The sequence below is a fragment of the Acinetobacter sp. 231_lipA genome (assembly GCF_058243005.1).
In genome coordinates, this window is sequence record NZ_JBZAYU010000001.1 from 1,647,923 (window position 1) to 1,661,744 (window position 13,822).

Below are 13,822 nucleotides of genomic sequence, written 5' to 3' on the forward strand. Positions count from 1 at the left end.
GCAGCACGCGATGTTCGTTCTCTCTATTTGTATTTGACATTGACCAGGTGTGATTTATGGCTGCTGAAGAACATGCCCTTACTTCGACCGAGTATATCAAGCATCACTTGACGAATATGACTTATGGCAAAATGCCAGACGGTTCATGGAAGTTGGCTGAGACTGCTGAAGAAGCTCAACAGATGGGGTTCACTGCTATTCACTTGGATTCAATGGGTTGGTCTATCACTCTTGGTGTGATTTTCTGTTTGTTGTTCTGGTGCGTAGCGAAAGCTGCAAACTCTGGTGTTCCAACCAAGTTCCAGTCTGCAATTGAAATGATCATTGAGTTTGTGGACTCAAGTGTTCGCGACACTTTCCATGGCAAATCACGCTTAATTGCGCCACTTGCATTGACCATTTTCGTGTGGATTTTCCTCATGAACGCAATGGACTTAATCCCAGTTGACTTTATTCCATATACAGCTCAACTGATTGGTGCAAGTGTATTTGGTATGGATCCTCATCACGTTTACTTCAAGGTTGTACCTTCTACAGATCCAAACATTACCCTAGGTATGTCTTTATCTGTATTTGTACTGATCTTGTTCTACAGTATTCGCGAAAAGGGGATTGGTGGTTTCGTTGGCGAATTAGCACTTAACCCATTTAACCCAAGTAACCCAGTTGCAAAAGCGTTATTGATTCCAGTGAACTTAATTCTTGAATTAGTAACATTCCTTGCACGTCCAGTTTCATTGGCTCTGCGACTTTTCGGTAACATGTATGCAGGTGAGTTAATCTTCATCCTTATCGCATTATTACCGTTCTGGATCCAATGGGCGTTGTCTGTGCCTTGGGCGATCTTCCACATTCTTGTTATCACGCTACAGGCATTCATCTTTATGATGCTGACTATCGTATACTTGAGCATGGCAAGCGAAAAGCATTAATGGTAATGCCCAACTATCACTGGATGGTTGGGTGCACAATTTTTTAATTTAATTTGGTATAAACCTAACCTCTGAGGAATTATCATGGAACTCACTTTAGGTCTAGTTGCAATTGCATCTGCTATCTTGATCGCTTTTGGTGCTTTAGGTACTGCGATTGGTTTTGGTCTTTTAGGCGGTCGCTTCCTTGAAGCTGTTGCACGTCAACCAGAATTGGCTCCACAACTTCAAACTCGTATGTTCTTAATCGCGGGTCTTCTTGATGCTGTGCCTATGATCGGTGTTGGTATTGGCTTGTTCTTCATCTTTGCTAATCCATTTGTAGGTTAATCAGCTTAATTCCTAAATTAAACTATTGAGGAATAGCAATGAATATCAACCTCACATTGATTGGCCAAGCGATTGCATTTGCGATGTTTGTCGCATTCTGCATGAAATTTGTATGGCCACCACTAATCAATGCGATTAGTGAGCGTCAGCGTAAAATCGCTGATGGCTTAAACGCTGCTGAAAAAGCAAAAGCTGATCTTGCGGATGCGCAAGCTCAAGTGAAAGCTGAATTAGATGCAGCGAAAGCGCAAGCGGCTCAATTGATCGAACAAGCGAACCGTCGCGGTGCACAATTGGTAGAAGAAGCTCGTACTCAAGCGTCAGCTGAAGGTGAGCGTATTCGTCAACAAGCAAAAGAAGCTGTTGATACAGAAATCAATTCTGCTCGTGAAGAATTACGTCAACAAGTTGCTGATCTTGCAGTAACAGGTGCTGAGAAAATTCTTAGCCAAAAAGTTGATGCTGAAGCTCACAATGCCATGCTGACTCAGCTGGCTGCTAAACTTTAAGAGAGGCGGATTATGGCTGAACTCTTGACGTTGGCACGCCCGTACGCTAAAGCAGCATTTGCTTACGCTTCTGAGCAAAATGCAACTGACTCTTGGTCATCTGCATTGAACTTGCTCAGTGCTGCGGTGCAAGACGAAGCATTTTCAGCTTTCTTAACTCGCCCTGAGCTTACTCCTGCTGAGCAGGTAAGTCTTTTTGCAAAAGTATTAGGCGAAGACCAAACTGCAGCAGTGTCAAACTTTTTGACATTGCTTGCTGAAAACAACCGTTTGGCGCTTCTTCCTGAAATTTCTGCTGAATACGAGCAGCTCAAATCACAGAATAACAATACTGTGGATGTAGTGATTGAATCTGCATTCCCATTGACTTCTGTACAAGAACAATTACTTGCACATGCTTTAGAGAAAAAATTTGAAGCTGCAGTAAATGTTTCTGTAGAAGTTAAACCAGAGCTTATTGCTGGTGTTGTTATTCGTGCAGGCGACCAAGTGATAGATGATTCTGCGCTTAACAAGCTAGAAAAAATGCGGACTCGTCTTCTTGCTTAATTGCATATGAAGACTGAACTTTAAAAAGATTGAGGTATAGCGCAATGCAACAACTGAATCCATCCGAGATCAGTGCGCTCATTAAACAGCGTATCGGCGATCTGGACACCAGCGCGACCGCTAAAAACGAAGGGACCATTGTTATGGTTTCCGACGGTATTGTGCGTATTCACGGCCTTGCTGATGCAATGTACGGTGAAATGATCGAATTCGACGGCGGCTTATACGGTATGGCACTGAACCTAGAACAGGATTCAGTGGGCGTCGTTGTTTTAGGTAACTACTTAAGCCTTCAAGAAGGTCAAAAAGCGCGTTGCACAGGTCGTGTATTAGAAGTTCCGGTTGGTCCAGAACTTTTAGGCCGTGTCGTAGATGCTTTGGGTAACCCAATTGATGGTAAAGGCCCAATTGATGCAAAATTAACTGATGCTGTTGAAAAAGTAGCACCAGGCGTAATTTGGCGTCAATCAGTGGATCAACCTGTACAAACTGGTTATAAATCAGTAGATACAATGATCCCTGTAGGCCGTGGTCAGCGTGAGTTGATCATTGGTGACCGTCAAACTGGTAAAACAGCTATGGCGATCGATGCGATCATCGCGCAGAAAAACTCTGGCATTAAATGTGTATACGTAGCTATTGGTCAAAAACAATCGACTATTGCTAACGTTGTGCGCAAGCTAGAAGAAACTGGCGCTATGGCGTATACCACTGTTGTAGCAGCAGCTGCAGCCGATCCAGCAGCAATGTTGTACTTGGCTCCATACTCTGGCTGTACAATGGGTGAATACTTCCGTGACCGCGGTGAAGATGCACTAATCATTTATGATGATTTGTCTAAGCAAGCTGTTGCTTACCGTCAAATTTCATTGTTATTACGTCGTCCACCAGGTCGTGAAGCGTATCCAGGTGACGTATTCTATCTTCACTCTCGTCTTCTTGAGCGTGCTTCGCGCGTTTCTGCTGACTACGTTGAGAAATTCACGAATGGTGAAGTTAAAGGCCAAACTGGTTCATTAACTGCATTACCAATCATTGAAACTCAAGCGGGTGACGTATCTGCATTCGTACCAACGAACGTAATTTCGATCACTGACGGTCAGATCTTCCTTGAAACATCATTATTCAACGCAGGTATTCGTCCTGCTGTGAACGCGGGTATCTCTGTATCTCGTGTTGGTGGTTCAGCGCAGACTAAGATCATCAAAAAATTGTCTGGTGGTATCCGTACTGCTTTGGCGCAATACCGTGAATTGGCAGCGTTTGCTCAGTTCGCTTCTGACCTTGATGAAGCAACTCGTAAGCAACTTGAACATGGTCAACGTGTAACTGAATTAATGAAGCAAAAACAATATGCTCCATATTCAATTGCTGACCAAGCTGTTTCAATTTATGCATCTAACGAAGGCTATATGGCTGACGTTGAAGTGAAGAAAATCGTAGACTTTGATGCTGCGTTAATCTCTTACTTCCGTTCAGAAAATGCTGCGTTAATGCAAAACATCGATGAAACTGGTGATTACAACAAAGACATCGAAGCTGCAATCAAAGCAGGTATTGAAAGCTTTAAAGCGACTCAAACTTACTAATTTCAACTTCAGTTGGATTTAGTTTTGGTTTGGTTCACGGAATCAACCTTCGAGGGCTCGAAAGGGCCTTCGAATACTAGGTTAAGCGTATGGCAAATTTAAAAGAAATTCGCGCCAAAGTAGCTAGTATCAAAAGCACGCAGAAAATTACTCGCGCGATGCAGATGGTAGCAGCTTCTAAGATGCGTCGTGCGCAAGAGCGCATGGCTCAAGGCCGTCCGTATGCCGAAAATATGCACCGTGTAATTGCTCACTTGGTTCAAGCGAATCCTGAATACAAACACCGTTATATGGTTGAACGCCCTGTAAAGCGCGTTGGCTATATCATTGTGTCTTCAGATCGCGGCCTTGCTGGTGGTTTGAACATTAACTTGTTCAAAAAAGTGGTTAAACACGTACAACAGCAACAAGAGCAGTCAATTGAAGTTCAATTTGCTTTAATTGGTCAAAAAGCGGTTTCGTTTTTTAAAAACTACGGCGGTAAAGTGCTGGGTGCTACGACAAATGTCGGTGATACACCAAGCCTTGAACAGTTATCTGGTTCTGTACAGGTGATGTTAGACGCATTTGATAAAGGCGAGTTAGATCGTATTTATCTCGTGTCAAACGGCTTTGTCAATGCCATGACTCAAAATCAAAAAATCGAACAACTTGTTCCTTTAGCAACTGCTGAAGAAAACAAGACCCTTAACCGTCAATACGGTTGGGATTATATCTATGAGCCTGAAGCTGAACAGCTTTTAAATGGCTTATTGGTTCGTTATATCGAGTCTGTGGTATATCAAGGCGTGATCGAAAACATCGCGTGTGAGCAGTCAGCTCGTATGGTTGCAATGAAAGCTGCAACGGACAACGCAGGTGATTTGATCAAGAGCCTACAACTTATTTATAACAAGCTGCGTCAAGCCGCGATTACTCAGGAAATTTCTGAGATCGTTGGTGGTGCCGCTGCCGTTTAACATTATTTTGAATTGAGGAGACAGCAATGAGTAGCGGTCGTATCATTCAGATCATCGGCGCGGTTATCGACGTCGAGTTTGAACGTAACAGCGTTCCTAAGATCTATGACGCTCTCCACGTTGATGGCACTGAAACTACATTAGAAGTTCAGCAACAACTTGGTGATGGCGTAGTTCGTACTATTGCAATGGGTTCTACTGAAGGCCTTAAGCGTGGTTTGAACGTAACGAATACTAACGCACCAATCTCTGTACCAGTGGGTACAGCGACTTTGGGTCGTATCATGGACGTTCTTGGTCGCCCTATCGACGAAGCTGGTCCAGTTGCGACTGAAGCGCGTTTGCCGATTCACCGTCAAGCACCTTCTTATGCTGAACAAGCAGCTTCTACTGACCTTTTAGAAACTGGTATTAAAGTCATCGACTTACTATGCCCGTTTGCTAAAGGTGGTAAAGTTGGTCTGTTCGGTGGTGCTGGTGTTGGTAAAACTGTAAACATGATGGAGTTGATCAACAACATCGCTAAAGCGCACTCAGGTTTATCTGTGTTCGCTGGTGTTGGTGAGCGTACTCGTGAAGGTAACGACTTCTATCACGAGATGAAAGACTCAAACGTCCTAGACAAAGTAGCAATGGTCTACGGTCAGATGAACGAGCCACCGGGTAACCGTTTACGCGTAGCGTTGACTGGTTTGACCATGGCTGAGTACTTCCGTGACGAGAAAGACGAAAACGGCAAAGGCCGTGACGTACTATTGTTCGTAGACAACATCTACCGTTATACACTAGCAGGTACTGAAGTATCAGCACTTCTAGGTCGTATGCCATCTGCAGTAGGTTACCAACCGACACTTGCAGAAGAGATGGGTGTTCTTCAAGAACGTATTACATCGACTAAGTCTGGTTCTATTACGTCAATCCAAGCGGTATACGTACCTGCCGATGACTTAACAGATCCATCGCCTGCAACTACGTTTGCTCACTTAGATGCAACTGTAGTATTGAGCCGTGACATCGCATCTTCTGGTATTTACCCAGCGATCGATCCACTAGATTCAACGTCACGTCAGCTAGATCCTTTAGTTGTTGGTGCTGAGCATTATGAAATTGCACGTTCTGTACAGAACATCTTGCAACGTTATAAAGAGCTTAAAGACATCATCGCAATTTTGGGTATGGACGAATTGGCTGAAGAAGATAAATTGGTTGTTTACCGTGCGCGTAAAATCCAACGTTTCTTCTCTCAACCGTTCCACGTAGCTGAAGTGTTTACTGGTGCTCCTGGTAAACTTGTACCGCTTAAAGAAACAATTCGTGGCTTTAAAGGTCTTTTAGCTGGTGAATACGATCACATCCCAGAACAAGCGTTCTACATGGTGGGTGGTATTGACGAAGTGATTGCTAAAGCCGAGAAACTTTAATTAGCGACTCTAATTTAGGAGATTCTCATGGCGACTATGCAGTGTGATGTTGTAAGTGTAAACGAGTCTTTGTACTCAGGCACTGTAACGATGCTAATTGCAAAAGGTGCAGGCGGTGAGCTAGGTATTATGCCTGGTCATGCGCCACTTGTAACTTTGCTTCAACCGGGTGCAATTCGCGTTCTGTTGGAAAATGGTACAGAAGAGTTGATCTATGTATCTGGTGGTGTTCTAGAAGTTCAACCGCATGTCATCACGATTCTTGCAGATACTGCAGTTCGTGCTGAAAACTTGGATGAAGCTGCAATTCTTGAGGCACGTAAAAATGCTGAAGCTTTGCTTGCAAACCAAAAAAGCGATTTGGACACAGCTGCAGCACTTGCTGTGTTGGCAGAAACTGTTGCTCAGTTAGAAACGATCCGAAAAATCAAAAACCGCGCTCAATAAAACACGGTTCGAGATTGAAAAACCACCCGAAAGGGTGGTTTTTTTATTTTTACATAAAGAAAATATAAAATACTTAATTTTTGAGCTTTAATCAGTTAAATGTTTCAATTTATAAATTACAGATGATGATTAGTTTTCTTAAAGAAAAAGACAATATAATAAAAACAAGAACTAAAGCTCGTAATGAAGTTCTTTTAAAAACAAATTTTCGCAAATTTTTGCTATGCATATTTTTAGTTATGAGTATTTTATTTTGTTGTTTTCAATTTTCAGAAAATTTAAATAACAACAATCTCGAAGCTTTTAAATTCCTTTTTTTATTTTTTCATCTTTTCTTTTTTACTTATAAAGTGATAGTAGACCCTAGATATTTTTTAAAAGTGCATAATTTACAAACATTATTGCGTTTTTTTAGGAAATTTAAAATTTCGAGATAAGATTTTATTCCCGCTTTTAATTTTTAGAAAGCTCGTATTAAATGCTTGAATGTATATATTTTTAAACATTAAACAATATTTGAAGATTGAATTTGAAACTCCCCATTCCCGACAATTTTCACTTTAAATATCTCATCAAAGCCTTCATCCAAACTTGGCACTTCAAGTTTCTTATAAGTCGCACGAATACCGACTTCAGGAATATTGGCTTTGCCTTCGCGATGGCTATTACGTTCTAAAGCACTGTTTAAATCGGTTTCAAAATAATAAGAAATCACTTCAAAGCCAGCATCTTTAGCTCGTTGAATATAACGTGCACGGTCTGTTTTGGTCGGGTTGGTATTATCAATCACAGTTTTGGTTTTGGAGGCTAAACAGGCTTCAAAAATCATATTTTCACGATGCCTTGTTTTTAGCATATCTAAATTGATACGTAAGTGGCTATGGTATAAATTTAAAAGATAAAAACTAGATTTACCAGAAGCTTGAACACCTGTGAAAATAATCAATTGCATAAAAGGTGATACGATTTGAAAAGAATGAATCATTTAAACATGCGCTATAATTCTGCTCAATGCTTATCGTAGATGGCAGATGAAAAATTGGTGGTGTTTTAAAAAGTATGCTGACATTAAATGAAGCCATTATTGATGTAAAAGAAGGTTAAGTCGAAGGCTTTAAAATGGTTTTCAAGCTTTTTGGAGAAATTGCAACTTCTTCTAAAACCACGCCTTATTCGATGCCTTATTTTGCAATTATTACCTTCAATTCCTACAGTAAACAACTTACCAATACTTTGCTTGCAGTTTTTAAAAGCAGTGATGAAACTGTCCCAATGATCACTTGCAATTCGGGTGTAGTGAATACCTAATTGTTTAAGCTTTGTCTTCAACCTTTGGACTGTAGCTAAATCTCTCTTACCCCAAACATAAGCAACAATCTCACCTGTTTTTCGATGGTAGGCGTAAATAAGCCATTGTTTATTATTTTTATTTCCAACAAAAGTCCAGAATTCATCTACTTCGAGAGATTCATAATGACTTTGTTTAGGCTGAATTTGATAGGCCGATTCAGTTAAAGTCCGTAAGACTTTACCGATACTAATGCGCTCAACTTCAGCGATATCTCGTATACCGCTGCCTCTGACCATTAACTGTAATATTTTACGAGTAATGCCAGAATTACATCCTAGATAGCTCAGAGCATGGTCACCAATAAACTGACGTTTGCAGTCTTTGCATTGGTAGTTTTGTTTCCCATCTACTTTGATGCCATTTTTCTTTATACTGTCACTGAGGCAGGTTGGACATTTGATTTCTAGAGTTATTTGCATTTCTCTATTTTATCAAAATTCAACCTGCTTTTTTTTAGCATACTTTTTGATACACCACCAAAATTTGAGAATAGCCTATGGTCGCTGTATGGCTTTTACCAGTGAAAAGAATTTTGTTTACACAGATAACAAGTTTGAACCGAATTTAGCGATGGCAACGCTTTTTGCTCGTTCAAAAGGAGGTGTGTATTTATATAAAGCGACACTAGAAAGCATAGGTGATAATCAAACACGATTTACCTTATATTTACCTAAAGATTATAAATTTGCAAAGATGCGTTTTAAGCAAGATATAAAAAGAGTTCTAGGTAATGATAAGCAATGTAATCTTCAGGCTCATTCTTAATTTAGAATATAAAATAATAATGAAAATCGTCAATTTGTAGTACTGATACTACAAAGGAAGATGATAAAAATAAAATTTAAAATATATTTTTAATATAATCCATTGTTTTATAAATAGTATTTTTAAGAATATAAGCTTTTTTGTCATTATGATTGGCTTAAACCTACCTAAAACCAACCTTATAACTTTTATTGTGTAATTTACTGAGTATGATTCTTAAAAAAGCTCAGCCAACACTATAAGGAGTTAGTTTAATGCCAAAAATGATGAAAGCGGCAGTTGTCACAGCATTTAATAAGCCATTAGAAATTAAAGAAATGCCTATCCCAGAAGTGACTGCGGGGAAGGTATTGGTCAAAATTATTGCAACAGGTATTTGTCATACTGATTTACATGCAATGCAAGGTGATTGGCCAATCAAACCGACACTTCCTTTTATTCCTGGGCATGAAGGCGTGGGCGAAGTAGTAGAAATAGGTGCTGGAATTGATCACTTAAAAGTAGGTGATGTGGTTGGTATTCCTTGGTTATATTCTGCTTGTGGACATTGTGATCATTGTTATGCAGGCTGGGAAACACTGTGTAAATTGCAACAAAATTCAGGCTATTCTGTGAATGGTAGCTTTGCTGAATATTGTTTAGCCGATGGTGAATACGTTGGTGTGATTCCAGAAGGCGTAGATTTATTGGCAATTGCGCCAATCCTTTGTGCAGGTGTCACTGTTTACAAAGGCTTGAAGATGACTGAAGCGAAAACAGGCAATTGGGTTGCTATTTCAGGCATTGGTGGTTTAGGCCATGTTGCAGTTCAATATGCGAAAACTATGGGTTTTAATGTCGTTGCCATTGATGTAGATGATTCTAAGTTAGAACTTGCAAAGAGTTTGGGTGCTGATGTTGGTATCAATGCCTTAAAAGTGGATGTAAAAGAAGCTGTACTTGCTGCTACAGGTGAAGGCTGTCATGGCGTGCTTGTTACAGCAGTGTCTCCAAAAGCATTTGAGCAAGCTGTGGCGATTGTTAGACGTGGTGGAACGATGGTCCTGAATGGTTTACCACCAGGTAAATTTGATCTGTCAATTTTTGATATGGTGCTCGATGGCATTACTGTTCGCGGTTCGATTGTAGGGACACGTTTAGACTTAAAAGAAGCCCTAGATATTGCTGCGAAAGGAAAAGTTAAAGCACATATCAGTGTTGAACCAATTGAAAATATTAATGATATTTTTAGTCGGATGGAGCATGGCAAAATCGATGGGCGTATTGTGGTTGATATGCGACTTTAATTAGACTCATTATTTATCACTATATTCGTACAGTGATTATTTATAAAGTGTCTATTCATAAAGGCAGTGTTAGCCCCATCGATTGAGTGGGGCTCACTTTTTAGCTCAATAAAATTAACTTTTACTGTCTGATTCGCTATTTGATGTTGGAATCAACATTGCTGCAAGTTTTAACATTTCACTTTGTACAGAACCAAGTTGTTGTTCAATCTTTTGCAAATTAACCTGACTGAAATCAACCTCTCCATTCATTAGTGGTGATTTAAGTGCTTGTTCATTTGCAGTTTGAATGTTTTGACGAATGTCATCGATTTCACTACTTTTTAAATTGAGTTGCTCAAGTGCTTGGTTAAAGCCTGTTAATTGAGATTTCAGCGCTGTAACTGTAGTTTCAAGCTGTTGAATATCCTTGGCTTCTAGGGCTTGTTGTAAATTTTCCTGAGATTGCTGTAGTTGTGCAATGTAATCACCTGCTTTGAGTTGAACATCGGCAACATCACGTGCAATGTAGAAAACATTCCCAGATTTTAATTCAATCTCGGGTTTAGCCGTTTGTTGTTCTGAAGCAGAATCATCATTTGAAACACTAACAGTTTGAGATTCATTTATGTCCTTTTCCGCTGAATTTTGAGCAGTGGAATCACAGCCCAAGATCAATAAGGAAGAAGCAAAAAGGGTGAAAGGAAGGACAGCACCTTGGACGAACTTTTTCATGACATTTTCTAACTTTGTATCAGCAATATGAAGAATATGGGGCTTAAATGTGGAGTTAAAATAGATGATTTCAAAGTCATAACAAAAAAATGAAATGAAACATGGATTTTGGTCTGTTTTTTCAACGAAGCGAATGTAAGCCTATCATTTTGTGTTACAGAAAATGCTATAGACTTACATCCCTCGCAATTTTATTTTAGGAGCTCTGCATTAATTGCATCTACAATTCGTGCATCATCTGCAGTAATATCTGGTGCAAAACGAGCAACCACTTCACCATTTTTATTGACTAAAAATTTTTCGAAATTCCACAATACTTCGGGTGGCTCGTTAGGGGTTAAGCCATAATCGACTAAATCTTTCCACCATGGACCTTCGCCAGTACGAACTGGAATAGCTTGGGTTAAAGATTGATACAGTGGATGTTTGTCTTCACCCGCAACGGAAATTTTAGAAAATAGCGGAAAATTGATTTGGTAATTAAGTGAGCAAAATGCTTGAATTTCATCATCGGAACCAGGTTCCTGCGCTAGAAAATTGTTCGCAGGAAAGCCTAAAATTTCAAGACCTTGCTCTTTTTTTTCAGTATACAGTTTCTCTAAACCTTCGTACTGAGGCGTTAGGCCACATTTTGAAGCGGTATTGACAATCAGTAAAACTTTGCCTTGATACGAGTTCAAGGTGGTGTCATTGCCTTGAATGGTTTTGACAGGAATATTATAAATCGAAGTGCTCATTTGCGTGTCCTTATACGATGTGCATTTTATTGTGTTGGAAGCGTTCGACAAAGTCACGCCCATTTGCTGATTGATCGCAACAAAAAAGCAAGCCAAGGCTTGCTTTAAAGGGTAGGGAGGTCATTAAGATGCTGGAGCCGCTTTGACTTTCGCTTCCAAAGCCGTTACGTCAGCAATGATCGATTTCTGCAATTCAGTGGCTTTGTTTTGAAGTTCGGTGATTTTCGCGCTATCTGGCGTTGTTTTTGTACTTTCTTTGGTGAGCTCGACACCCAGATCATTGGCGTCCTGCATTTTTTCACGTAAAGCATCTACTTCAGCACTTTTTAAGGTTAAGGCATCTAATTCATCATTAAATTGCTTCACATAGGTTTCTGTTTTTTCAACCATGGCTTTAATTTGAGCGGGATCCTTTTTCTCTAAGGTTGCACTCACTTCTTTTTGAAACGCGGCGGCTTCTTGAGCTTTGGCATTCGATAGCGTTTGTACGGCTAACAAATCGGCTTGAATATCGGCAATATTGTTATTGCTATGATTAGCAACGATAGTGGTTGCTTCGGTTGAGGTCGCTTCAGATGCAGACGTCGTTTGTTCAACGGCTGGCTCAGTTCCTTTTTTTTCGCACGCAGCCAAAGTAAGTGTGGCCATACAAACTGTGGTTAAAAGTAACTTTTTCATAACGACATCCTTCTATCGGGAAATATGTTTTTGTAGGCCAAAGTCTATAAGAGCAATGACCAATCAATTAAAAAATACGTTCGCTAGAACAGCATCAATACGATGCAGAGATCGTTGACATTGTTCTATGGTGTTTTTGTAGAGTGAAGCTGCTGAAATGCATCAATTTATTGAAGTGTATAGTTTTACATTGTCTTAATATTATGTTTTTTATGAATTTTATATTTTAAGATAAATGTATCAATTATGTGTGATACCCAAATGATATTCGAATAAATCATAAAAATGTTTTACCATTCATTTAAATTTTGCAAACAAAAGCTAAACGGGAAAAAGAATGAGTACCACAACACAACGTATGTATTGGGCTTTGAGTCTCCCTATCATTGCCGTACTCATTTGGTCGATCAATATTGTCGTTACGCGTTATGTAGCTGATTTCATTTCGCCAGTCAGTATTAGTTTTTATCGGTGGTTCTTTGCCTTCATTCTGTTAACACCTTTTGTCGTGCGACCTTTATGTCGGCAGTGGGCATTAATTCGAGTGCATTTGGGTCAGTTGGCAGTGCTAAGTGCATTTGGTCTGGTGTTGTATCAGGGCTTAGCCTACACCGCAGCGCACTATACGACTGCGACCAATATGGGATTGATTAATGCCTTTATTCCGATCTTCACCATTTTTGTTTCACTGCTGATTTTAAAAGATATTCCAAATCGTTTTGCGATGATTGGTAGTATTTTATCTTTTGCAGGTTTGGTTTATATCATTGGGCAGGGCAATCTTGCAGGCTTAGTTCAATCGGGTGGGCATTTGGGTGACGTCCTGATGGTGGTTGCGGTATTCTTCTATGCCTTTTATGGGGTGTTTTTGAAAAAGTGGCAATTGCAAATTCCCTTAATGTTGAGCCTCTATGTGCAGATCTTTTTTGCACTGCTTTACCATTTACCTTTTATTGCCTATTTCGGTCTCGATTCAATCAATAGTCAAAATGCGGCAAGTGTCATGTATGCCAGCATTTTCCCTTCCTTAGTTGCCCCTTTACTGTGGATGTTGGCCATTACCCATTTAGGGCCGAATCGAACCAGTATTTTCATGAACTTGATGCCTGTGTTTACCGCAGTGATTGCCTATGTCTGGTTGAAAGAGGCGTGGACGGTTTATCATACAGTCGGTGGTGTGGTCATTATCTGTGGTATTTTACTGGCACAGCGTAAAACAGCGTTAAAAACGGCACCTTTAGCAAACTCGATGGATTGATTTTGGTTAAAAAACGATCATTTGAGTTGTTTTTTTAATAGGATAATTCATTAATAAGTTAATTTATTAATGCTATTTCAGATGGCTTATGTATTTAATGTATGCAAAAGCTGATTAAAAATAGGTAGATAATTTGAATTATAATTTAATTATCTCCATTAATCAGCGTTTTAACGCTGTTTTTAATATAAAAAATCTATTTGTTTAGAAAAGCAATTTGCTACATAATACGCCCACTGCAAACTTAGGCCAATGTCAAAACGGGTATTAAGTGTTTGCTCATCAGTTTTCAGACCC

General features: G+C 39.8%; 16 protein-coding genes. 11 read left to right on the top strand and 5 right to left on the bottom strand.

Features of this window, described 5'->3' with window-relative positions; genetic code table 11:
- Nucleotides 1–56 precede the first annotated feature (56 nt).
- The 8 genes from atpB (at nt 57) to AC4CUX_RS08175 (ending at nt 6,736) form a co-directional block, all read left to right on the top strand.
- Nucleotides 57–932, top strand: a complete 876-nt coding sequence (gene atpB / locus AC4CUX_RS08140) for a F0F1 ATP synthase subunit A (RefSeq protein WP_004684418.1) — start codon at nt 57–59, stop codon at nt 930–932.
- 84 nt (nt 933–1,016) lie between these two features.
- Nucleotides 1,017–1,262: a F0F1 ATP synthase subunit C gene (gene atpE / locus AC4CUX_RS08145; protein ID WP_000424060.1), complete on the top strand. Its 246-nt coding sequence runs from the start codon at nt 1,017–1,019 to the stop codon at nt 1,260–1,262.
- A gap of 38 nt (nt 1,263–1,300) precedes the next feature.
- On the top strand, nt 1,301–1,771 hold the full coding sequence (locus tag AC4CUX_RS08150) for a F0F1 ATP synthase subunit B (RefSeq protein ID WP_004684420.1): 471 nt from the start codon (nt 1,301–1,303) through the stop codon (nt 1,769–1,771).
- A 12-nt stretch (nt 1,772–1,783) separates the two neighbouring features.
- Complete coding sequence (locus AC4CUX_RS08155; protein WP_004984037.1) at nt 1,784–2,320, top strand: F0F1 ATP synthase subunit delta; 537 nt, start codon at nt 1,784–1,786, stop codon at nt 2,318–2,320.
- 44 nt (nt 2,321–2,364) lie between these two features.
- Nucleotides 2,365–3,909 (top strand): F0F1 ATP synthase subunit alpha, encoded by a 1,545-nt coding sequence (gene atpA, locus AC4CUX_RS08160; RefSeq protein ID WP_004684423.1) that lies wholly within the window; start codon nt 2,365–2,367, stop codon nt 3,907–3,909.
- An 89-nt stretch (nt 3,910–3,998) separates the two neighbouring features.
- Nucleotides 3,999–4,868 carry a F0F1 ATP synthase subunit gamma gene (gene atpG / locus AC4CUX_RS08165; protein ID WP_004684424.1) on the top strand — a complete coding sequence of 290 codons (870 nt, stop codon included), beginning with the start codon at nt 3,999–4,001 and terminating at the stop codon, nt 4,866–4,868.
- Nucleotides 4,869–4,894: 26 nt separating this feature from the next.
- Complete coding sequence (gene atpD / locus AC4CUX_RS08170; protein WP_201953222.1) at nt 4,895–6,289, top strand: F0F1 ATP synthase subunit beta; 1,395 nt, start codon at nt 4,895–4,897, stop codon at nt 6,287–6,289.
- A gap of 27 nt (nt 6,290–6,316) precedes the next feature.
- Nucleotides 6,317–6,736 (top strand): F0F1 ATP synthase subunit epsilon, encoded by a 420-nt coding sequence (locus AC4CUX_RS08175; protein ID WP_005401890.1) that lies wholly within the window; start codon nt 6,317–6,319, stop codon nt 6,734–6,736.
- Between the two features lie 505 nt (nt 6,737–7,241).
- Here AC4CUX_RS08175 and AC4CUX_RS08180 read toward each other — a convergent pair.
- Nucleotides 7,242–7,688, bottom strand: a complete 447-nt coding sequence (locus AC4CUX_RS08180; protein ID WP_005401889.1) for an AAA family ATPase — start codon at nt 7,686–7,688, stop codon at nt 7,242–7,244.
- A gap of 116 nt (nt 7,689–7,804) precedes the next feature.
- A complete protein-coding gene (locus AC4CUX_RS08185) occupies nt 7,805–8,506 on the bottom strand; it encodes an IS1 family transposase (RefSeq protein WP_490792262.1) in 702 nt (233 codons plus the stop codon).
- A gap of 88 nt (nt 8,507–8,594) precedes the next feature.
- Here AC4CUX_RS08185 and AC4CUX_RS08190 point away from each other — a divergent pair, with 88 nt between their 5' ends.
- Both AC4CUX_RS08190 and adhP read left to right on the top strand, forming a co-directional pair.
- A complete protein-coding gene (locus tag AC4CUX_RS08190; RefSeq protein WP_490792328.1) occupies nt 8,595–8,852 on the top strand; it encodes a hypothetical protein in 258 nt (85 codons plus the stop codon).
- Between the two features lie 254 nt (nt 8,853–9,106).
- Entirely contained in the window at nt 9,107–10,138 is a 1,032-nt protein-coding gene (gene adhP, locus AC4CUX_RS08195; RefSeq protein ID WP_005401888.1) for an alcohol dehydrogenase AdhP, read from the top strand.
- A gap of 114 nt (nt 10,139–10,252) precedes the next feature.
- On the opposite strand, the gene AC4CUX_RS08200 is transcribed toward adhP, so the two are convergent.
- The 3 genes from AC4CUX_RS08200 to AC4CUX_RS08210 all read right to left on the bottom strand — a co-directional run bounded on the left by AC4CUX_RS08200 (nt 10,253) and on the right by AC4CUX_RS08210 (nt 12,267).
- The gene (locus AC4CUX_RS08200) at nt 10,253–10,852 is read right to left on the bottom strand and encodes a PM1805 family lipoprotein (RefSeq protein ID WP_005401887.1); all 600 of its coding nucleotides are present in this window, start codon (nt 10,850–10,852) and stop codon (nt 10,253–10,255) included.
- A 191-nt stretch (nt 10,853–11,043) separates the two neighbouring features.
- Nucleotides 11,044–11,589, bottom strand: coding sequence for a glutathione peroxidase (locus tag AC4CUX_RS08205; RefSeq protein WP_005401886.1), 546 nt, complete (start codon nt 11,587–11,589; stop codon nt 11,044–11,046).
- A 123-nt stretch (nt 11,590–11,712) separates the two neighbouring features.
- Nucleotides 11,713–12,267 (bottom strand): PM1805 family lipoprotein, encoded by a 555-nt coding sequence (locus tag AC4CUX_RS08210; protein WP_005401885.1) that lies wholly within the window; start codon nt 12,265–12,267, stop codon nt 11,713–11,715.
- A gap of 337 nt (nt 12,268–12,604) precedes the next feature.
- On the opposite strand from AC4CUX_RS08210, the gene AC4CUX_RS08215 reads away from it, so the two are divergent.
- Entirely contained in the window at nt 12,605–13,525 is a 921-nt protein-coding gene (locus AC4CUX_RS08215; RefSeq protein ID WP_005401884.1) for a DMT family transporter, read from the top strand.
- The last annotated feature ends 297 nt before the right edge of the window (nt 13,526–13,822 follow it).